Annotated in this window: 12 protein-coding genes and 2 rRNA genes; 3 read left to right on the top strand and 11 right to left on the bottom strand. The window is 66.5% G+C overall.

What is annotated here, in order from left to right; genetic code table 11:
* Positions 1 to 53: 53 nt before the first annotated feature.
* The 5 genes from PSQ21_RS27530 to thyX form a co-directional block, all read right to left on the bottom strand.
* Positions 54 to 3,176: ribosomal RNA gene (locus PSQ21_RS27530) — 23S ribosomal RNA — on the bottom strand.
* Positions 3,177 to 3,481: 305 nt separating this feature from the next.
* A 16S ribosomal RNA gene (locus PSQ21_RS27525) occupies positions 3,482 to 5,007 on the bottom strand.
* Together the 16S and 23S rRNA genes form the textbook arrangement of a ribosomal RNA operon.
* A 658-nt stretch (positions 5,008 to 5,665) precedes the next feature.
* On the bottom strand, positions 5,666 to 7,351 hold the full coding sequence (locus tag PSQ21_RS27520; protein WP_210936229.1) for a ribonuclease J: 1,686 nt from the start codon (positions 7,349 to 7,351) through the stop codon (positions 5,666 to 5,668).
* Positions 7,352 to 7,495: 144 nt separating this feature from the next.
* Entirely contained in the window at positions 7,496 to 8,395 is a 900-nt protein-coding gene (gene dapA / locus PSQ21_RS27515) for a 4-hydroxy-tetrahydrodipicolinate synthase (protein ID WP_274033908.1), read from the bottom strand.
* Positions 8,396 to 8,547: 152 nt separating this feature from the next.
* On the bottom strand, positions 8,548 to 9,285 hold the full coding sequence (gene thyX / locus PSQ21_RS27510; RefSeq protein WP_274033907.1) for an FAD-dependent thymidylate synthase: 738 nt from the start codon (positions 9,283 to 9,285) through the stop codon (positions 8,548 to 8,550).
* Positions 9,286 to 9,483: 198 nt separating this feature from the next.
* Here thyX and PSQ21_RS27505 point away from each other — a divergent pair, with 198 nt between their 5' ends.
* Positions 9,484 to 9,723, top strand: coding sequence for a hypothetical protein (locus PSQ21_RS27505; protein ID WP_274033906.1), 240 nt, complete (start codon positions 9,484 to 9,486; stop codon positions 9,721 to 9,723).
* 94 nt (positions 9,724 to 9,817) lie between these two features.
* Positions 9,818 to 10,369 carry a hypothetical protein gene (locus tag PSQ21_RS27500; protein WP_274033905.1) on the top strand — a complete coding sequence of 184 codons (552 nt, stop codon included), beginning with the start codon at positions 9,818 to 9,820 and terminating at the stop codon, positions 10,367 to 10,369.
* Between the two features lie 77 nt (positions 10,370 to 10,446).
* On the opposite strand, the gene PSQ21_RS27495 is transcribed toward PSQ21_RS27500, so the two are convergent.
* From PSQ21_RS27495 to eccD, 6 genes are all read right to left on the bottom strand, one after another.
* Positions 10,447 to 10,941, bottom strand: a complete 495-nt coding sequence (locus PSQ21_RS27495; RefSeq protein WP_274033904.1) for a hypothetical protein — start codon at positions 10,939 to 10,941, stop codon at positions 10,447 to 10,449.
* Between the two features lie 10 nt (positions 10,942 to 10,951).
* Positions 10,952 to 11,704 (bottom strand): 4-hydroxy-tetrahydrodipicolinate reductase, encoded by a 753-nt coding sequence (dapB, locus tag PSQ21_RS27490; protein ID WP_274033903.1) that lies wholly within the window; start codon positions 11,702 to 11,704, stop codon positions 10,952 to 10,954.
* A 17-nt stretch (positions 11,705 to 11,721) separates the two neighbouring features.
* On the bottom strand, positions 11,722 to 13,101 hold the full coding sequence (locus tag PSQ21_RS27485; RefSeq protein ID WP_274033901.1) for a M16 family metallopeptidase: 1,380 nt from the start codon (positions 13,099 to 13,101) through the stop codon (positions 11,722 to 11,724).
* The gene (locus tag PSQ21_RS27480; RefSeq protein ID WP_274035969.1) at positions 13,098 to 15,314 is read right to left on the bottom strand and encodes a polyribonucleotide nucleotidyltransferase; all 2,217 of its coding nucleotides are present in this window, start codon (positions 15,312 to 15,314) and stop codon (positions 13,098 to 13,100) included. The genes PSQ21_RS27485 and PSQ21_RS27480 overlap by 4 nt, the downstream gene beginning before the upstream one ends.
* Before the next feature lie 322 nt (positions 15,315 to 15,636).
* On the bottom strand, positions 15,637 to 15,927 hold the full coding sequence (gene rpsO, locus PSQ21_RS27475) for a 30S ribosomal protein S15 (protein WP_003965855.1): 291 nt from the start codon (positions 15,925 to 15,927) through the stop codon (positions 15,637 to 15,639).
* 351 nt (positions 15,928 to 16,278) lie between these two features.
* Positions 16,279 to 17,787, bottom strand: coding sequence for a type VII secretion integral membrane protein EccD (gene eccD, locus PSQ21_RS27470; RefSeq protein ID WP_274033900.1), 1,509 nt, complete (start codon positions 17,785 to 17,787; stop codon positions 16,279 to 16,281).
* Between the two features lie 276 nt (positions 17,788 to 18,063).
* Between eccD and eccCa the strand changes: the two genes are divergently transcribed.
* Positions 18,064 to 22,032, top strand: coding sequence for a type VII secretion protein EccCa (gene eccCa, locus PSQ21_RS27465; protein ID WP_274033899.1), 3,969 nt, complete (start codon positions 18,064 to 18,066; stop codon positions 22,030 to 22,032).
* Positions 22,033 to 22,157: the final 125 nt, after the last annotated feature.

Raw genomic sequence — 22,157 nt, 5'->3', positions numbered from 1 at the left:
AGAAAACACGGCCGTTCGTTATTTCAGAACTAACACAGTGGACGCGAGCAACTGAGGACAAGCCCTCGGCCTATTAGTACCAGTCAGCTCCACCCGTTACCGGGCTTCCACATCTGGCCTATCAACCCAGTCGTCTACTGGGAGCCTTAACCCTTCAAGAGGGTGGGAATACTCATCTCGAAGCAGGCTTCCCGCTTAGATGCTTTCAGCGGTTATCCTTTCCGAACGTAGCCAACCAGCCATGCCCTTGGCAGGACAACTGGCACACCAGAGGTTCGTCCGTCCCGGTCCTCTCGTACTAGGGACAGCCCTTCTCAATATTCCTACGCGCGCAGCGGATAGGGACCGAACTGTCTCACGACGTTCTAAACCCAGCTCGCGTACCGCTTTAATGGGCGAACAGCCCAACCCTTGGGACCGACTCCAGCCCCAGGATGCGACGAGCCGACATCGAGGTGCCAAACCATCCCGTCGATATGGACTCTTGGGGAAGATCAGCCTGTTATCCCCGGGGTACCTTTTATCCGTTGAGCGACAGCGCTTCCACAAGCCACTGCCGGATCACTAGTCCCGACTTTCGTCCCTGCTCGACCCGTCGGTCTCACAGTCAAGCTCCCTTGTGCACTTACACTCAACACCTGATTGCCAACCAGGCTGAGGGAACCTTTGGGCGCCTCCGTTACTCTTTAGGAGGCAACCGCCCCAGTTAAACTACCCATCAGACACTGTCCCTGATCCGGATCACGGACCCAGGTTAGACATCCAGCACGACCAGAGTGGTATTTCAACGACGACTCCACAACCACTGGCGTGGCCGCTTCACAGTCTCCCACCTATCCTACACAAGCCGAACCGAACACCAATATCAAACTATAGTAAAGGTCCCGGGGTCTTTCCGTCCTGCTGCGCGAAACGAGCATCTTTACTCGTAGTGCAATTTCACCGGGCCTATGGTTGAGACAGTCGAGAAGTCGTTACGCCATTCGTGCAGGTCGGAACTTACCCGACAAGGAATTTCGCTACCTTAGGATGGTTATAGTTACCACCGCCGTTTACTGGCGCTTAAGTTCTCAGCTTCGCCGCTCCGAAAAGCAGCTAACCGGTCCCCTTAACGTTCCAGCACCGGGCAGGCGTCAGTCCGTATACATCGCCTTACGGCTTCGCACGGACCTGTGTTTTTAGTAAACAGTCGCTTCTCGCTGGTCTCTGCGGCCACCCCCAGCTCAAGCAGCAAGTGCTATCACCAGTGATGGCCCCCCTTCTCCCGAAGTTACGGGGGCATTTTGCCGAGTTCCTTAACCATAGTTCACCCGAACGCCTCGGTATTCTCTACCTGACCACCTGAGTCGGTTTAGGGTACGGGCCGCCATGAAACTCGCTAGAGGCTTTTCTCGACAGCATAGGATCATCCACTTCACCACAATCGGCTCGGCATCAGGTCTCACCCTTAACGTGTGACGGATTTACCTACCACACGGGCTACACCCTTACCCCGGGACAACCACCGCCCGGGCTGGACTACCTTCCTGCGTCACCCCATCGCTTACCTACTACAAGTCTGGTTCATCGGCTCCACCACTACCCTCAACTCCGAAGAGATCGGGCCGGCTTCACGGACTTAGCATCGCCTGATTCAGTACTGGGCGTTTCAAAGCGGGTACCGGAATATCAACCGGTTGTCCATCGACTACGCCTGTCGGCCTCGCCTTAGGTCCCGACTTACCCTGGGCAGATCAGCTTGACCCAGGAACCCTTAGTCAATCGGCGCACACGTTTCTCACGTGTGTATCGCTACTCATGCCTGCATTCTCACTCGTGAACCGTCCACAACTCGCTTCCGCGGCTGCTTCACCCGGCACACGACGCTCCCCTACCCATCCATACGGGCGTTGACCCTATGTGTATGAATGACACGACTTCGGCGGTACGCTTGAGCCCCGCTACATTGTCGGCGCGGAATCACTTGACCAGTGAGCTATTACGCACTCTTTCAAGGGTGGCTGCTTCTAAGCCAACCTCCTGGTTGTCTCTGCGACTCCACATCCTTTCCCACTTAGCGTACGCTTAGGGGCCTTAGTCGATGCTCTGGGCTGTTTCCCTCTCGACCATGGAGCTTATCCCCCACAGTCTCACTGCCGTGCTCTCACTTACCGGCATTCGGAGTTTGGCTAAGGTCAGTAACCCGGTAGGGCCCATCGCCTATCCAGTGCTCTACCTCCGGCAAGAAACACACGACGCTGCACCTAAATGCATTTCGGGGAGAACCAGCTATCACGGAGTTTGATTGGCCTTTCACCCCTAACCACAGGTCATCCCCCAGGTTTTCAACCCTGGTGGGTTCGGTCCTCCACGAAGTCTTACCTCCGCTTCAACCTGCCCATGGCTAGATCACTCCGCTTCGGGTCTAGAGCGTGCAACTCAAACGCCCTGTTCGGACTCGCTTTCGCTACGGCTTCCCCACACGGGTTAACCTCGCTACACACCGCTAACTCGCAGGCTCATTCTTCAAAAGGCACGCAGTCACGACACAAGGACAAGTCCTTGTGCGACGCTCCCACGGCTTGTAGGCACACGGTTTCAGGTACTATTTCACTCCGCTCCCGCGGTACTTTTCACCATTCCCTCACGGTACTATCCGCTATCGGTCACCAGGGAATATTTAGGCTTAGCGGGTGGTCCCGCCAGATTCACACGGGATTTCTCGGGCCCCGTGCTACTTGGGTGTCTCTCAAACGAGCCGTTGATGTTTCAGCTACGGGGGTCTTACCCTCTACGCCGGACCTTTCGCATGTCCTTCGCCTACACCAACGGTTTCTGACTCGTCTCACAGCCGGCAGACTATGAAAGAGAGATCCCACAACCCCGCATGCGCAACCCCTGCCGGGTATCACACGCATACGGTTTGGCCTCATCCAGTTTCGCTCGCCACTACTCCCGGAATCACGGTTGTTTTCTCTTCCTGAGGGTACTGAGATGTTTCACTTCCCCTCGTTCCCTCCACACTGCCTATGTGTTCAGCAGCGGGTGACAGCCCATGACGACTGCCGGGTTTCCCCATTCGGAAACCCCCGGATCAAAGCTTGGTTGACAGCTCCCCGGGGACTATCGTGGCCTCCCACGTCCTTCATCGGTTCCTGGTGCCAAGGCATCCACCGTGCGCCCTTAAAAACTTGGCCACAGATGCTCGCGTCCACTGTGCAGTTCTCAAACAACGACCAGCCACCCATCACCCCACCCAACAGGGCGAGTTCACTGGGGCCGGCAACCGAAGGCAGCCTTTACGGCCATACCCTCAGATACCCAACAACGTGCCCGGCACAACCGATCTCTCACCACGTTCCACGCCCCGAAGAGCAGTACTAGCTGTGATCAACCTGTCGTGCCGAATAGTCAACGTTCCACCCATGAGCAACCAGCACCGAACATTCGCCGGTGTACTGGCCTCTGACCAAACCGAAGCCTGGTAAGAAGTGCTCCTTAGAAAGGAGGTGATCCAGCCGCACCTTCCGGTACGGCTACCTTGTTACGACTTCGTCCCAATCGCCAGTCCCACCTTCGACAGCTCCCTCCCACAAGGGGTTGGGCCACCGGCTTCGGGTGTTACCGACTTTCGTGACGTGACGGGCGGTGTGTACAAGGCCCGGGAACGTATTCACCGCAGCAATGCTGATCTGCGATTACTAGCAACTCCGACTTCATGGGGTCGAGTTGCAGACCCCAATCCGAACTGAGACCGGCTTTTTGAGATTCGCTCCGCCTCGCGGCATCGCAGCTCATTGTACCGGCCATTGTAGCACGTGTGCAGCCCAAGACATAAGGGGCATGATGACTTGACGTCGTCCCCACCTTCCTCCGAGTTGACCCCGGCAGTCTCCTGTGAGTCCCCATCACCCCGAAGGGCATGCTGGCAACACAGAACAAGGGTTGCGCTCGTTGCGGGACTTAACCCAACATCTCACGACACGAGCTGACGACAGCCATGCACCACCTGTATACCGACCACAAGGGGGGCACCATCTCTGATGCTTTCCGGTATATGTCAAGCCTTGGTAAGGTTCTTCGCGTTGCGTCGAATTAAGCCACATGCTCCGCTGCTTGTGCGGGCCCCCGTCAATTCCTTTGAGTTTTAGCCTTGCGGCCGTACTCCCCAGGCGGGGAACTTAATGCGTTAGCTGCGGCACCGACGACGTGGAATGTCGCCAACACCTAGTTCCCAACGTTTACGGCGTGGACTACCAGGGTATCTAATCCTGTTCGCTCCCCACGCTTTCGCTCCTCAGCGTCAGTAATGGCCCAGAGATCCGCCTTCGCCACCGGTGTTCCTCCTGATATCTGCGCATTTCACCGCTACACCAGGAATTCCGATCTCCCCTACCACACTCTAGCTAGCCCGTATCGAATGCAGACCCGGGGTTAAGCCCCGGGCTTTCACATCCGACGTGACAAGCCGCCTACGAGCTCTTTACGCCCAATAATTCCGGACAACGCTTGCGCCCTACGTATTACCGCGGCTGCTGGCACGTAGTTAGCCGGCGCTTCTTCTGCAGGTACCGTCACTTTCGCTTCTTCCCTGCTGAAAGAGGTTTACAACCCGAAGGCCGTCATCCCTCACGCGGCGTCGCTGCATCAGGCTTTCGCCCATTGTGCAATATTCCCCACTGCTGCCTCCCGTAGGAGTCTGGGCCGTGTCTCAGTCCCAGTGTGGCCGGTCGCCCTCTCAGGCCGGCTACCCGTCGTCGCCTTGGTAGGCCATTACCCCACCAACAAGCTGATAGGCCGCGGGCTCATCCTTCACCGCCGGAGCTTTTAACCCCGTCCCATGCGGGACAGAGTGTTATCCGGTATTAGACCCCGTTTCCAGGGCTTGTCCCAGAGTGAAGGGCAGATTGCCCACGTGTTACTCACCCGTTCGCCACTAATCCACCCCGAAGGGCTTCATCGTTCGACTTGCATGTGTTAAGCACGCCGCCAGCGTTCGTCCTGAGCCAGGATCAAACTCTCCGTGAATGTTTACCCGTGATCGGGTGCACACATCACGAGAGCGGAACAACCGGTCGGAATAAGACCCGTTGTTCTCAGCGTCCTCGCTGTGTTCTTGCCTGCCGCCACCCACAAACGGGGTGGAACGACAGGGCTTTCAAAGGAACCACCAACCTGCCGTAGCAGGCCGGGGTATCAACATATCTGGCGTTGACTTTTGGCACGCTGTTGAGTTCTCAAGGAACGGACGCTTCCTTCGGTCCCGTATCACCGGGGCCCTCCGGGCGCTTCCCTTCGTTTACTGCTTTGTCTTGCTGTCTTGCGTTTCCGACTCTATCAGACTCTTTCGTGTCCGATTCCCGGTCGAAGCGGGCCCTGCGTTTCGCATCTCGCCTTCCGGTTCTTCGCTTTCGCGTTTTCCCTTTCGGCGAGTCCGACTTTACCAGACTCTTTTTCGTTCCGTTTCCGGTCCGAATTCGATTTCCGGTGGCCTGTCGAGTGGCCTTGCCTTTCGGCGGATCCGACTTTATCAGAGATTCTGAGTCGGAATTCCCGCCCTGCTCAGGGTTCTCCGAGCGCACGAGTGCGCGCGGTGCTTCCCGTTCAGGCGGAGACGTAAACGTACTGGAGCGGGGCTCCCCGATGCAAATCGGGGGCCCCGCTCCAGGTCAGGCGAGCGTGAGGGTCAGACCTCGACGACGACCGGAAGGATCATCGGGCGTCGGCGGTAGGTGTCGGACACCCACTTGCCGACGACCCGGCGGACCATCTGCTGGAGCTGGTGGGGCTCCATCACACCGTCCTGCGCCGACTTGTCCAGGGCTTCCTGGATCTTCGGCGTGACAGCCACGAAGGCACCGTCGTCGATGCCGGAGCCCCGGGCCTGGATGTGGGGGCCGCCCACGATCTTGCCGGAGGAGCTGTCGACCACGATGAACACCGAGATGATGCCCTCGTCGCCGAGGATGCGGCGGTCCTTGAGGGAGGTCTCGGTGACGTCTCCGACGGAGAGCCCGTCGACGTAGACGTAGCCGGCCTGGACCTTGCCGACGATCTTCGCCTTGCCGTCGATGAGGTCGACGACCACGCCGTCCTCGGCGATGACGATGTGGTCCTTCGGCACGCCGGTGAGGGCGCCCAGCTCGGCGTTGGCGCGCAGGTGGCGCCATTCGCCGTGGACCGGCATCAGGTTCTTCGGCTTGCAGATGTTGTAGAAGTACAGCAACTCGCCGGCCGAGGCGTGGCCCGAGACGTGGACCTTGGCGTTGCCCTTGTGGACGACGTTGGCGCCCCAGCGGGTCAGGCCGTTGATCACGCGGTAGACCGCGTTCTCGTTGCCGGGGATGAGGGACGACGCCAGGATCACCGTGTCGCCGGGAACGATCCGGATCTGGTGGTCGCGGTTGGCCATCCGGGAGAGGGCCGCCATCGGCTCGCCCTGCGAACCCGTGCAGACCAGCACGACCTCGTCGTCCGGGAGGTCGTCGAGGGTCTTGACGTCGACGACCAGTCCGGCGGGGACCTTCAGATAGCCCAGGTCGCGGGCGATACCCATGTTGCGGACCATCGAGCGGCCGACGAAGGCGACCCTGCGGCCGTACTCGTGGGCGGCGTCCAGAATCTGCTGGATGCGGTGCACATGGCTGGCGAAGCTCGCCACGATGATGCGCTTCTGGGCGTTCGCGAAGACCGTGCGCAGGACGTTGGAGATGTCCCGTTCCGGCGGCACGAAGCCGGGAACCTCGGCGTTCGTGGAGTCGGAGAGAAGAAGGTCGATGCCTTCCTCGCTCAGCCGGGCGAACGCGTGCAGGTCGGTGAGACGGCCGTCCAGCGGAAGCTGGTCCATCTTGAAGTCACCGGTGGCCACGGCCATGCCCGCAGGGGTGCGGATGGCGACGGCGAGGGCGTCCGGGATCGAGTGGTTGACCGCGATGAACTCGCAGTCGAAGACGCCGATGCGCTCGCGCTGACCCTCGGTGACCTCAAGGGTGTACGGGCGGATCCGGTGCTCCTGGAGCTTCGCCTCGATGAGCGCGAGGGTCAGCTTCGAGCCGATGAGGGGGATGTCCGGCTTCAGGCGCAGCAGATACGGGACACCACCGATGTGGTCCTCGTGGCCGTGCGTGAGGACGATGCCCTCGATGTCGTCCAGGCGGTCCCGGATCGTGGTGAAGTCCGGCAGGATCAGGTCGATGCCCGGCTGCTCCTCCTCGGGGAAGAGGACGCCGCAGTCGACGATGAGCAGGCGGCCGCCGTACTCGAAGACCGTCATGTTGCGGCCGATCTCGCCCAGGCCGCCGAGCGGGGTGACCCGCAGGGCGCCCTTCGGGAGCTTCGGCGGGGTACCGAGTTCAGGATGCGGATGACTCAAAAGACTCTCCTTACCACGCACGCCACGTACCGCTGAGGCACGTGGCGCGCATGTCATTCGTGCACTTGCTGTTGTCTTGGGGTGGTGCTCGATGCGAGTCGCCTCGCCTGTTCAGTTGTGAAGTCTGTGTTCAGCGGTCGGTGACTACAGCTGTACCCCGCCGGCCGCGAGGTCGATCTTGAGCTGGGACGTCTCCTGGGCGCTGAGCTCCACCAGCGGCAGGCGCAGTGGTCCGGCCGGGAGTCCCTGAAGGGTCAGGGCGGCCTTCGTGGTGATGACGCCCTGGGTGCGGAACATCCCGGTGAAGACCGGGAGCAGCTTCTGATGGATCTCGGTGGCCTTCTGGACGTCGCCGCTCAGGTGCGCGTCGATCAGGGCCCGCAGCTCGGGGGTGACCACGTGGCCGACCACGGAGACGAAGCCGACCGCGCCGACCGAGAGGAGCGGCAGGTTGAGCATGTCGTCACCGGAGTACCAGGCGAGTCCGGATTCGGCGATGGCCCAGCTGGCGCGGCCCAGGTCGCCCTTGGCGTCCTTGTTCGCGACGATCCGCGGGTGGTCGGCCAGCCGGACGAGGGTCTCCGTGTCGATCGGCACTCCGCTGCGGCCGGGGATGTCGTACAGCATCACCGGCAGGCCGGTGGAGTCGGCGATGGCGGTGAAGTGCCGGAGCAGACCCTCCTGCGGCGGCTTGTTGTAGTACGGCGTCACGGCGAGCAGGCCGTGGGCGCCGGTGCGCTCGGCCGTCCGGGCGAGGTCGACGCTGTGCCGGGTGTCGTTGGTACCGATGCCGGCGATGACGTGCGCCCGGTCGCCGACCGCTTCGAGCACCGCTCGTACGAGCTGGTCCTTCTCCGTGTCACTGGTGGTCGGGGACTCACCGGTGGTGCCGTTGACGATCAGGCCGTCATTGCCTGCGTCCACCAGGTGGGCGGCGAGCCGCTGGGCGCCGTCGAGGTCGAGAGCACCGTCCGCCGTGAAGGGCGTGACCATAGCGGTGAGGACCCGCCCGAAGGGGGTCTGCGGAGTGGAGATCGGAGCCATGGGTAACACGCTACTCGCTGCTCAGCGCGCGGGGTCCCCTCGGGGGGACGGGGAGGAGGAGCCCGGCACTGCCTGCTCGGGGGTTCAAGCAGTGCCGGGTCCGTTTGTTCAGCCTAGATGAACTTCTCGAAACGCCGCAATACGGACACCGCCTACGGGGCTACCCGTCCATTTTTGTTGAAGGCCGCATGAGTGAGCGGCATGAGCTGCTCCCAGTGGGCCTCCATCTGCTCGCCGACCATCTCAATCTCGCGCTGCGGGAAGGACGGCACCTTCGCCAGCTCGTGCTGGGTGCGCAGGCCGAGGAAGTGCATCAGGGAGCGTGCGTTGCAGGTGGCGTACATCGTGGAGAAGAGGCCGACCGGGAGGACCGCGCGGGCGACCTCGCGGGCCACGCCCGCGGCCAGCATCTCCTGGTACGCCTCGTAGGAGGCCCGGTAGGAGTCCTCCATGGCGCGGGTTGTCAGGTCGTACTGCTCCTCGGTGCCCTCGACGAACTCGTACTTGCCGGGGCGGCCCTGCTGGACCAGCTTGCGGGAGGTTCCGGGGACGTAGAAGACCGGGTCCAGCTCCCTGTAGCGGCCCGATTCCTCGTTGTAGGACCAGCCGACGCGGTGCCGCATGAACTCGCGGAAGACGAAGATCGGGGCACTGACGAAGAACGTCATCGAGTTGTGCTCGAACGGGCTGCCGTGCCGGTCCCGCATGAGGTAGTTGATGAGCCCCTTGGAACGCTCGGGGTCCTTGGTGACCTCTTCGAGCGACTGTTCGCCGGCGGTGGAGACCCGCGCGGCGAACAGCACGTCCGCGTCGCGCGCGTCGCTCTTCACCAGCTCGACGGTGACATCGCTGCGGAAGTGGGGCTTTGCGGGTTCGGGGGTGTCGGTCACCGACAGGGGTCCTTCCAATGGCGTCGCTCTGGCGGCGACCACTTTACGGGCCGGGCGGACCGCCGCATGTACGCGGCGGTCTCGGGCAGCCGTTCGTGGAGTTCCCCCAACAAGTACGGCGATTCGGGCACCGATCCGGTCTCTCGTACGTCTGACTCATTAGCAGCACCCGTCACTGAGATCAAGGAGAGTTTCCTCATGTTCCGCCGGCGTGAAGCCGTCCCGTTCTCGTTCGTCGCCGAGTCCGACCGATTCCGCAGCAATGTCACTCCTCCTCCCCCGGCCCGCGCCTCCGTTCCCGAGCTGCTGGGGCGGTCGCTCGTCGGGCTTACCGTGGTCGCCGGTCTCGTGGGCTCTCTGCTGCTGGGGCTCCCGGCTCTCGACCCCGAACAGTCCCCCGCGCAGGGCAAGCAGTCCGAAGCGTCACAGGGCCGCTGACTCGTACGGACCCCCTGGGGTGGTCGGTCCGGTGGCACGCTCGGTAGCCTCACCGGGCACAGCAATCGAGCGTGCTTGTGAGTGAGGATGAGTCGTGCCCCTGCCCTTTCTGACGGCCGACCGCGCATTCGACGCGAGCGCGGAGGACGTCGCGCTGCCGTTCGACGACCACGACAGTTGGCGGCGGCCCTACCGCCCCGGCCCGTGGCGGGTCGCGGCGGCGGCCACCCTGTTGTTGCTGGCCTCGTTCGTTCTGCTCGCGGCCATGATCATCGGCGTGGCCGGAGCGCCTTCGGGTGCCACCGTGTGTCTGGCCCTGGCCGGAGTGCTGATCGCCGCCGCCCTGCGACTGCTGCGGGTCGGCGCGTGGGTCAGCCGTCACGGTGTACGGCGTGTCGCGTTCTTCCGGACCACCACGGTGGCCTGGAGCGGCACGTCCGCGGTTCGTACGGTCCAGCAGCCCGTGAAGTGGATGGGCCTTCCCCGTACGGTCCAGGGCCAGGCGCTTGTCGTGGTCCGGGGTTCAGGGGAGACGCTGCCGCCGCTGGCCACCGACCACAACGCGGACTTCCTCGGGCGTGAGGAAGCGTTCGAGCGGGCCACGGACACGGTGGAGGCGTGGGCGGACGAGTACCGACAGGTGTGAACCGTCGCCTGTACGTGGATGAGCCCGGGGCCCCGATGGGTCCCGGGCTCATCTGCGTACGGCGTGGACGATGCCCCTCAGGCGCCGGACGGGCCGGAGGGCGCGGCTTCGGCGGACGGGTGGGAAGGTGCCGGTGCGTTCGCGTGCAGGGCGATCGCCCGTTGCATCGCCTTGCGGGCTCTCGGCGTGTCCCTCGCGTCCTGGTAGGCGACCGCCAGCCTGAACCAGGTCCGCCAGTCGTCCGGGGCGTCCTCGGTCTCCTCGCGGCGCCGGGTGAAGACCGCGTCGGCGGCGTCCCGGTCGATGCGGCCGGACGGTGTCCGGGCCAGGTCGTCGACCGGCAGGCCGCCCTCGGCGTCCAGTTCGGCGGCCAGGGCGTTGGCGCGGCGGACGAACTGGGTGTTCTTCCAGAGGAACCAGACACCGATCACCGGCAGGATCAGCACGGCGACGCCGAACGTGATCGTGACCAGCGTGCCGTGCCGGATGAGCATCAGGCCACGGCTGCCGACCAGGACGAAGTAGAAGACCAGGACGGCGGCCGTGACGATGTAGGTGATCTTTGCGCGCATGGGTGCTCAGTCAGTTCAGGTCGAGGAAGTGTTCCAGGCCGAACGTGAGGCCGGGAGTGGCCACCACGCGGCGGACGCCGAGCAGGATGCCCGGCATGAAGCTGCTGTGGTGGAGGGAGTCGTGGCGGATGGTGAGGGTCTCGCCCTCCCCGCCGAGGAGCACTTCCTGGTGGGCCAGCAGGCCGCGGAGCCGGATCGCGTGGACCGGGACGCCGTCGACGTCCGCGCCGCGCGCGCCGTCCAGGGCGGTGGCGGTGGCGTCCGGCTGGGGTGCGCTGCCCGCCTTGGCGCGGGCCGCCGCGATGAGCTGTGCGGTACGGGTGGCGGTGCCGGACGGGGCGTCGGCCTTGTTGGGGTGGTGCAGTTCGACGACCTCGACGGACTCGAACCAGCGGGCGGCCTGCTCCGCGAACTTCATGGTCAGGACAGCGCCGATGGAGAAGTTCGGGGCGATCAGGACGCCCGTCCCCGGGGCGTTGTCCAGCCAGGTGGTCAGCTGCGCGAGCCGTTCGTCGGTCCAGCCCGTGGTGCCGACGACGGCGTGGATGCCGTGCCGGACGCAGAAGTCGAGGTTGCCCATCACCGACGCGGGGGTGGTGAGCTCGACGACGGCCTGGGCGCCGGCGTCGGCGAGGGTCTCCAGCTTGTCGCCCCGGCCCAGGGCCGCCACCAGCTCCAGGTCGTCGGCGGCCTCGATCGCGGTGACGGCCTCGGAGCCGATGCGGCCCTTCGCGCCGAGAACGGCTACGCGCAGCTTGCTCATCTTGATTCCTTAGGGGATTAGGAGACCGCTTCGTCGAGACGGTCCGCCTGCTTGTCCTTGAGCGGGCCGATGACCGAGAGCGAGGGGCGGTGGGTGAGGAGTTCGCCCGCCACCTCCCGTACGTCGTCGGGGGTGACCTCCGCGATGCGCGCGAGCATGTCGTCGACGGACATCTGCTCGCCCCAGCACAGCTCGCTCTTGCCGATGCGGTTCATGAGGGCTCCGGTGTCCTCCAGGCCGAGGACGGTGGACCCGGAGAGCTGCCCGATGGCGCGGGCGACCTCGTCGTCGTCCAGACCGTGCGTGGCCACCCGGTCCAGTTCGTCGCGGCAGATCTTGAGGACGTCGTGGACCTGGCTGGGCCGGCAGCCCGCGTACACCCCGAAAAGGCCGCAGTCGGCGAACCCTGAGGTGTACGAGTACACGCTGTAGGCCAGGCCGCGCTTCTCCCGTACCTCCTGGAAGAGGCGGGAGCTCATGCCGCCGCCGAGGGCGGTGTTGAGGACGCCGAGCGCCCAGCGGCGCTCGTCGGTGCGGGCGAGGCCGGGCATGCCGAGGACCACGTGGGCCTGCTCGGTCTTGCGGTTCAGCAGCTCGACCTTGCCGGCGGTGCGCAGCGCCCGGGATCCCTCGCGGGGCGCCATCGGGACGGCGTCGTGGCGGGAGAGCGCCCCGGCGCGCTCGAAGGCGCGTCGGACCTGACGTACGACCGTGGCGTGGTCGACGTTCCCCGCGGCGGCGACGACGAGGTGCGTGGGGTCGTAGTGCTTCTTGTAGAAGCGGGCGATCTGGGCCCGGCTCAAGGCATTGATCGTGTCGACGGTGCCGAGGACGGGGCGGCCGAGGGGGGTGCCGCCGAGCATGGTGTGCGCGAACAGGTCGTGCACACAGTCGCCCGGGTCGTCCTCGGTCATCGCGATCTCCTCGAGGATGACGCCGCGCTCGGCGTCGACGTCCTCGGGGGCGATCAGCGAGCCGGTCAGCATGTCGCAGACCACATCGATGGCCAGTGGCAGGTCGGTGTCCAGGACCCGCGCGTAGTAGCAGGTGTACTCCTTCGCCGTGAAGGCGTTCATCTCGCCGCCGACCGCGTCGATCGCGGAGGAGATGTCGAGGGCGGAGCGCTTGGCGGTGCCCTTGAAGAGGAGGTGTTCGAGGTAGTGGGTCGCGCCGTTCAGGGTGGGCGTCTCGTCGCGGGAACCGACGTTGGCCCAGATGCCGAAGGTGGCGGACCGGACGGAGGGCAGGGTCTCGGTGACGATCCGCAGGCCGCCCGGGAGGACGGTCCGGCGGACGGTTCCGATGCCGTCCTTGCCCTGGAGAAGCGTTTGGGTACGGGCGACGGCCCGCGCCTCGGAGGAGGCGCGGGCCGTCGTCGCGGAACTACGGGACGTCACTTGTCGGTGTCGTCCTTCTTCTCGTCCTCGTCTTCACCCTCGACGACCGGGATCAGCGAGAGCTTGCCGCGGGAGTCGATCTCGGCGATCTCGACCTGGACCTTGGCGCCGACGGCGAGCACGTCCTCAACGTTCTCCACGCGCTTGCCACCGGCGAGCTTGCGGATCTGCGAGATGTGCAGCAGGCCGTCCTTGCCCGGCATGAGCGAGACGAACGCACCGAAGGTGGTGGTCTTGACGACCGTACCCAGGTAGCGCTCGCCGACCTCCGGCATGGTCGGGTTGGCGATCGCGTTGATCGTGGCGCGGGCGGCCTCGGCCTGCGAGCCCTGCTGGGCACCGATGTAGATGGTGCCGTCGTCCTCGATCGTGATGTCGGCGCCGGTGTCCTCCTGGATCTGGTTGATCATCTTGCCCTTGGGGCCGATGACCTCACCGATCTTGTCCACCGGGATCTTGACGGTGATGATCCGGGGGGCGTTCGGGGACATCTCGTCCGGGACGTCGATGGCCTCGTTCATGACGTCCAGGATGTGCAGACGCGCGTCACGGGCCTGCTTCAGCGCGGCGGCCAGGACCGAGGCGGGGATGCCGTCGAGCTTGGTGTCGAGCTGGAGCGCGGTCACGAACTGCTTCGTGCCGGCGACCTTGAAGTCCATGTCACCGAAGGCGTCCTCCGCACCGAGGATGTCGGTGAGGGCGACGTAGTGGGTCTTGCCGTCGATCTCCTGCGAGATCAGGCCCATGGCGATACCGGCGACGGCGGCCTTGAGGGGCACACCGGCGTTCAGCAGCGACATGGTGGAGGCGCAGACCGAGCCCATGGACGTCGAGCCGTTGGAGCCCAGCGCCTCGGAGACCTGGCGGATCGCGTAGGGGAACTCCTCGCGCGTCGGGAGGACCGGCACGATGGCGCGCTCGGCGAGCGCTCCGTGGCCGATCTCGCGGCGCTTGGGCGAGCCCACGCGGCCGGTCTCGCCGACGGAGTACGGCGGGAAGTTGTAGTTGTGCATGTAGCGCTTGCGGGTCACCGGGGAGAGGGTGTCCAGCTGCTGCTCCATACGGAGCATGTTGAGGGTGGTGACGCCCAGGATCTGGGTCTCGCCACGCTCGAACAGCGCCGAGCCGTGCACGCGCGGGATGGCCTCGACCTCGGCGGCGAGCGTACGGATGTCCGTCACGCCGCGGCCGTCGATGCGGACCTTGTCCTTGATGACGCGCTCGCGGACCAGCTTCTTGGTCAGCGAGCGGTACGCGGCGGAGATCTCCTTCTCGCGGCCTTCGAAGGCCGGGAGGAGCTTCTCTGCGGCGATCTCCTTGACGCGGTCCAGCTCGGCCTCGCGGTCCTGCTTGCCGACGATGGTGAGCGCCCGCGTCAGGTCGGAGGTGACGGCCTTGGAGAGCGCCTCGAAGACGTCGTCCTGGTAGTCCAGGAAGACCGGGAACTCGCCGACCGGCTTGGCGGCCTTGGAGGCCAGGTCCGACTGGGCCTTGCAGAGCGCCTTGATGAAGGGCTTCGCGGCGTCCAGGCCGGCGGCGACGATCTCCTCGGTGGGAGCCTCGGCGCCGTCCTTGACGAGCTGGATGGTCTTCTCGGTGGCCTCGGCCTCGACCATCATGATCGCGACGTCGCCGTCCTCCAGGACGCGACCGGCGACGACCATGTCGAAGACGGCGTCCTCGAGCTCGGTGTGCGTCGGGAACGCGACCCACTGGCCCTTGATCAGGGCGACGCGGGTGGCGCCGATCGGGCCGGAGAAGGGCAGGCCCGCCAGGATGGTGGAGCAGGAGGCGGCGTTGATCGCGACCACGTCGTACAGGTGGTCGGGGTTGAGGGCCATGATCGTCTCGACGATCTGGATCTCGTTGCGCAGGCCCTTCTTGAAGGAGGGGCGCAGCGGCCGGTCGATCAGGCGGCAGGTGAGGATCGCGTCCTCGGAGGGCCGGCCCTCGCGGCGGAAGAAGGAGCCGGGGATCTTGCCGGCCGCGTACTGCCGCTCCTCGACGTCCACCGTGAGGGGGAAGAAGTCGAGGTTGTCCTTGGGCCGCTTGGAAGCGGTGGTGGCCGACAGCACCATGGTGTCGTCGTCCAGATACGCGACGGCGGAGCCGGCGGCCTGCTTGGCCAGGCGGCCCGTCTCGAAGCGGATGGTGCGGGTGCCGAAGGTTCCGTTGTCGATAACGGCCTCGGCGTAGTGGGTCTCGTTCTCCACTAGTGATTTCTCCATACTCGTCGTCTTTCGTCCTCACGCCCGTGTGGCGGGGGACGGTGCGGGAGAGGCGCACCGTGGATGCGGGCCGGTCTTCGATCGAAGCTCCCGGGCATGTTCCCGGGGGCCACTACCGAGGACCGGCGGCGGCGTCGTCGCGCCTCTCCCTCGTTGTTGCGTTGTTGCCCGTGCGTTCCCGCGTGACGCGTTCTCGCTCGTGCGGGTGTCAGCGCACCCAGGTTACTGAGCTTGACACCGGTCGTGCACGTACGGCAAAGGGAGCGGTCCCCTCAAACGCGGGAACCGCTCCCTTTCCACAGCGTCCTTACTTGGCGCCGCCGGCCGCGCCACGGCGGATGCCGAGGCGGTCGACGAGCGCACGGAAGCGCTGGATGTCCTTCTTGGCCAGGTACTGCAGGAGGCGGCGACGCTGGCCGACCAGGATCAGCAGACCACGACGGGAGTGGTGGTCGTGCTTGTGCGTCTTGAGGTGCTCCGTCAGGTCCGAGATCCGGCGGGAGAGCATGGCGACCTGGACCTCGGGGGATCCGGTGTCACCCTCCTTCTGGGCGAACTCGGACATGATCTGCTTCTTCGTAGCGGCGTCGAGCGGCACGCGTACTCCTCTTGATGTTCGAAGCGCCCACGAGTGCCCCTGGTCTTGATCTCAGGGGAGCTTCCGTGACTCGGAGGCGAAGGTCCGATGAGCGCAGCCCCCAGGATGATCCGAGGACGCGTACACAAACGGCCACTGGACAGAGTACCAGCCATTCGGGTCACGCCCCGCAGCCGCTCCACCGGCGCCCACCTCTGATCAGGAGGTGCCCGCCGATGATCGACCGGTGCCCCTCTGCCGATCGACCGGCGCCGCTTCGACGATCAGCCGGTGCCCCTTCGGTGATCTGCCGGTGCCCCTTCGACGATCAGCCGGTGCCCCTTCGGTGATCTGCCGGTGCCCCTTCGACGATCAGCTGGTGAGGGCGCGGATCGAGTGGTAGACGTCGAAGACCGCGAGGCAGAGCGGGAGCAGGGTCAGCAGGACGACCGTCTCGGCGATCTCCAGGAAGCGTCCCCAGAACGGGGTCACCCCCTTGCGCGGCACGATCAGGCCGATGGCGGTGATCAGGACGGCGACGCCGGCGACCGCGGCGGCGAGCCACACCGTACGGATGTCGAGTGCGGCGCCGTCCCCCCGCAGCGCGTCGCGCACCAGGGCGGCCGGCGGGTTGAGGGACAGCCCCAGGCCCAGCAGGACGAGGGAGCCGAGGCCGGCGGCGAGCGTGCAGCCGACCTGGGCCGTGTAGCGGAACAGATGGGCACGCATCAGCATGGCGACCCCGGTGGCCAGGGCGAGCAGCTGACCCCAGACGTTGTCCGAGAACCCGAGCACCGCGGCGGCCGCGACGACGACCAGGGCGCAGCCGCCGACCAGGCCGAGGAGCAGTTCGTGGCCGCGCCGCGCCTGGGCGGCGAGGCGTACGGCGTCCACCGGGCCCGAGGGCGCGGGCTCGGAGGTTCCGTAGTCGCCGACCGTGGTGCGGGGCGGCTCGAATCCGATGGGCAGCCGGGCGAAGCGGGTCGAGAGCCCCGGCAGGAAGGCGAGGGCCCCCACGGCGAGCGGGGAGCACACGGCGGCGGCCTCGATCGGCCTCATGTCGCTGAGGATCGCGATGAAGGTGACCAGGAGGCCGACGGCGCTCGCGAAGACGAACGCGACGAACGGCCCGTCCCCGCCGGGCGCGACGATCATCAGAATGACCGCCACGACCAGGACCGCCGCGCAGGCGAGCAGGAACTGCAGCCGTCCGATGCCCTGCCCGGCGCCCGGAGGCAGCAGGCCGGAGCCCGCCACCGCGGCGTTCACCAGGGCGCCGGTGCCGAGCGCGATCGACGAGGCCCGGTCGTCGTACACCCGTGCGCGTACGCAGGCGAAGGCGAGCAGGAGCAGGGCGACGACGGCCGCCAGGATTCCCGGCAGGCCGTGCATGTCGTGGAGCGGGTCGGCCGTCCACAGTACGAAGCCGAGCAGGGCCAGCAGGACGGAGCCGCCGAAGAGGCCGGCGCCGCGCATGAGGGCGTCACCCCAGAGCGTGCGGTCCTTGGCCACGGCGGTGGCGACGGCGTCCGAGACGTCGTCGAAGACGGCGGGGGGAAGCGATTCGGAGAAGGGCCGCATCGACAGCAGCTCGCCGTCGAGGATGCGGTGGCCGGCGAGCGTACGCGCGCTGTCCAGGACGGTGCCGTCGCGGCGCACCAGGTGGTAGCCGACCGGTGCGCCGGGGGCGGGGCTCTGCCCCGAGAGCCGGAGGATCTCGGGATACAGATCGGCTACGGGGATGTCCTCGGGCAGGGCGACGTCGACACGGCTGTCGGGCGCGACGACCGTGACCCGGCAGAATCCGGTGCCGCTGCCGGACGGGGTCCCGTGACTTTGCCGACCGGATCCGGTGGCTGCCGCTTGGGCCGTCGTGGTCACGTGGTGCTCCCCCTACTGACTTGTCCTGCTGCCGTCTGCGCCGCTTCCGCCGGGCCGCGTCCGCTTCCGCCGGAAACACACCGCCCGGACCACGGATCGCACCGCACGTCCCGAATGCCCGTCATCGCGGATCAGTTAGCGGATGCGTACACGCGTCGCGACACCCTACCGCCATGGGGCCGCCGCCACGCCAGTAGGATCCTTCCCGCGGATGGAGCCCGTCGCCACGGGGGCGCCGATAGGAACACTTCCGTCCGGCAAGGGAATTGGTGAGCTGTGAGCCAGATCGTCGTCAAGCGCCCACCGCGGGCCCTGCCCACCGAAGTGCCGGTCGAGCAGGTGCAGTTGCAACCTCCGCCGGAACTCCCCCGAGGCCAGCAGGAGGGGGCGCTGATGCAGCTCCTGCCGATGCTGGGCATGGGTGGTTCCGTCGTCTTCTTCTTCATGACGCCGAACCCGATCATGCGGATCATGGGCATGATCATGATCGCCTCGACGCTGGCCATGGCCATCGCGATGCTCGTGCGGTACCGGCGGGGCACGCAGGGCGAGCTGGCGGACATGCGCCGCGACTACCTGAAGTACCTGACGCAGACCCGGCGCACGGTGCTGAAGACGGCCCGCAAGCAGCGGGACGCGCAGTTCTACCTCCACCCCTCCCCCGAGCAGCTGTGGGCGCTCGTCGCCGAGGGCAGCCGGGTGTGGGAGCGGCGTGCCGGGGACGCGGACTTCGCGCAGGTGCGCATCGGGCTGGGCAGTCAGGAGCTGGCCACTCCGCTCATCGCGCCCGAGACTGCGCCGGTGGACGAGCTGGAGCCGCTGGCGGCCGGGGCGATGCAGCAGTTCCTGGCGACGCACTCCACGCTGGACGGGCTGCCCATGGCCGTCTCGTTGCGGGCGTTCTACCACCTGACGATCAGCGGCCACGCGGATTCCGCGCGTTCCGCGGCGCGGGCCGTGGTCGGCGGGCTGGCCTCGCTGCACTCCCCCCAGGACCTGGTGATCGCGGTCGCGACCGGTGCGGAGGCCGCGCCGCAGTGGGAGTGGGCGAAGTGGCTCCCGCACGCCCAGACCTCCGGGCCCGTGGACGGAGCGGGGAGCCGGCGCCTCATCACCACCAGCGCCCTGGCCCTGGAGGAGCTGCTGGCCGGTCGCCTGGAGGGCAGGCCCCGCTTCCAGCCCGGCGGTCAGCCGCTCATGGAACAGCCGCACGTCGTGGTGGTCCTGGACGGCGAGTCGGTGCCCCCCATGTCGGTGCTCGCCTCGGCGGAGGGCCTGCAGGGCGTGACGGTCATCGAGGTGGTGGCGGGTGAGGTCACCGGTTCCCGCGGAGGCCTCTCCATCGTGGTGCAGCCGACGTCGCTGCAGCTGGAATCGGGCCAGGGGCTCGTCTACGACGGAGTTCCGGACCTGCTGAGTTACGAGGCCGCCGAGGCGCTCGCCCGCCAGCTGGCCCCGCTGCACATGGCCACCGGCGGTGACGACGACGAGCCGCTGCTGGCCAACCTGGAGTTCACCGATCTGCTGAACCTGGGGGACGCCGCCTCGATCGAGGTCAGCCGGACCTGGCGGCCACGATCGCAGGCGGAGCGGCTGCGGGTGCCGATCGGTGTGGGCGAGGACGGCGCGCCCGTGATGCTGGACCTCAAGGAGGCTGCCCAGGAGGGCATGGGTCCGCACGGTCTCTGCGTCGGCGCCACCGGCTCCGGCAAGTCCGAGCTGCTGCGCACGCTGGTGCTCGGCCTCGCCGTCACCCACACCTCGGAGACGCTGAACTTCGTTCTCGCCGACTTCAAGGGCGGCGCGACCTTCGCCGGTATGGCGCAGATGCCCCACGTCGCGGCCGTGATCACCAACCTCGCGGACGACCTGACGCTGGTCGACCGCATGGGTGACTCCATCAGCGGTGAGCTCAACCGCCGGCAGGAGATGCTGCGCGACGCGGGCAACTACGCCAACATCCACGACTACGAGAAGGCACGCGCGGCCGGCGCGCCGCTGCAGCCGATCCCCTCGCTCGTCCTGGTCATCGACGAGTTCAGCGAACTCCTCACCGCCAAACCCGACTTCATCGAGATGTTCGTCCAGATCGGCCGTATCGGCCGTTCCCTGGGTGTGCATCTGCTGCTGGCCTCGCAGCGTCTGGAGGAGGGGCGGCTGCGCGGTCTGGAGACGTATCTGTCGTACCGGGTGGGTCTGCGGACGTTCTCGGCGGCCGAGTCCCGGGCCGCGATCGGGGTGCCCGACGCGTACCACCTGCCCAACGTGCCCGGTTCCGGGCTGCTCAAGTTCGGTACGGAGGAGATGGTGCGGTTCAAGGCCGCGTACGTCTCCGGGGTGTACCGCTCGGGCGCGCACCGGGCCGCCGCGCCGGGTGCGCCGCTTCCGGTGGACCGCAGGCCCGTTCCGTTCACGGCCGCGCCGGTTCCGGTGCGGTACGTCCAGCCCGCGGCGCAGCCCGGAGGCGTACCGGATCAGCGTGCGACGCAGGACGACGCGCTGGCGGACACGGTGCTCGATGTGATCGTGCGCCGTCTGGAGGGCCGGGGGGCCTCCGCCCACCAGGTGTGGCTTCCGCCGCTGGACAATCCGCCGTCGCTGGACGAGCTGCTCCCGGGGCTCTCCCCGGTGCAGGGCCGGGGGCTGACGCAGCCCGGCTTCGAGGGGGCCGGCCGGCTGGTCGTGCCCCTGGGCGTCATCGACAAGCCGTTCGAGCAGCGGCGCGACACCCTCTACCGGGACTTCTCCGGCGCCGCCGGTCATATGCAGATCACCGGAGGGCCGCAGTCGGGGAAGTCGACGCTGCTGCGGACCCTCATCGCCGGCTTCGCGCTCACCCACACACCGGAGGAGGTCCAGTTCTACGGCCTCGACTTCGGTGGCGGCGGCATGTCCTCGATCTCGGGTCTGCCGCACGTCGGCGGCATCGCGTCCCGCCTCGACCCCGAGCGGGTACGCCGTACGGTCGCCGAGGTGTACGGCATCATGGCGCGGCGCGAGGAGTACTTCCGCAGCGCCGGGATCGACTCCATCGCCACGTTCCGCAGGCTGCGGGCGCGGGGTGAGATCTCGGTGACGGACCAGCCGTGGGGTGACGTGTTCCTGGTCATCGACGGGTGGGGCAGCTTCCGGACGGACTACGAGGGGCTGGAGACGGCGGCCACGGACATCGCGGCCCGCGGGCTGGGCTACGGCATCCACCTGATCGTCACGGCGTCACGTTCCATGGAGGTGCGGGCCAGCCTGAAGGACCACCTCATGAACCGCCTGGAGCTGCGGCTCGGCGACGTGATGGACTCCGAACTGGACCGCAAGGTGGCGGCCAACGTGCCCGCCGGGGTGCCGGGCCGCGGCCTGACCCCGGAGAAGCTGCACTTCATGGCGGCGGTGCCGCGGATCGACAGCATCAACTCCGACAGCGACCTGTCGGAGGCCACCGCGGCGATGAACCAGGAGGTCGCCCGCCACTGGACGGCCGCGCCCGCCCCGGCGGTGCGTCTGCTGCCGCGCGCGCTGCCGGCGAGCGATCTCCCGCCCGGTTACGCGGTACCGGAGCGCGGCGTCGCCTTCGGTATCGACGAGAACAACCTGGAGCCGGTGTTCCTGAACTTCGAACAGGACCCGTTCTTCCTGGCGTTCGGTGAGAGCGAGTCGGGGAAGTCCAACCTGCTGCGGTTGCTCATCAAGCAGCTGACCGAGCGGTACGACGGCGACACCTGCAAGCTCTTCGTCATCGACAACCGTCGTTCGCTGCTTGACGTGACCCCGCGGTCACACCTGGCGGAGTACATCCCGATGTCCAACAACATGGAACATCACATGGCGGCGCTGCACGACCTGATGAAGCGCCGCACCCCGTCCGCCGACGTCACGGCGCAGGAACTGCGCGACCAGAGCTGGTGGCAGGGGCCCACGGTGTACGTCGTCATCGACGACTTCGACCTGGTCTCCACGTCGAGCGGCAACCCGCTGTCGGCGATCACGGAGCTCCTGCCGTTCGCCCGCGACGTGGGCGTCCGCTTCATCATCGCCCGCAACACGGCGGGGGCCAGCCGGGCCCTGTACGAGCCCTTCCTCCAGCGCATGATCGAGCTGGGCGCCCAGGGCGTCATGCTGTCGGGCGACCCGAACGAGGGCGACATCCTCGGCAACGTACGACCGCGCCCGATGCCCCCGGGCCGGGGCATCTTCGTCACCCGACGCCGGGGGAACCCGCTGGTGCAGACGGGGCTGGTGGAGGGATAGCGGCGGGCCGGGGCCCGGGGGGCGCCGGGCATCGGCCCAGGGGGTGCGGGGGGGCGGATGTTGCGTGCGCCCCCCCTTCCCCTCCGGTCCGATGCTCTTGAGCGGACTCGAACTTGACCTCGGCC

This window comes from Streptomyces sp. MMBL 11-1 (genome assembly GCF_028622875.1).
Classification (GTDB): Bacteria; Actinomycetota; Actinomycetes; order Streptomycetales; family Streptomycetaceae; genus Streptomyces.
Note: the sequence above shows the minus strand (reverse complement) of the source record. Positions and strands in the feature narration are given on the sequence as shown.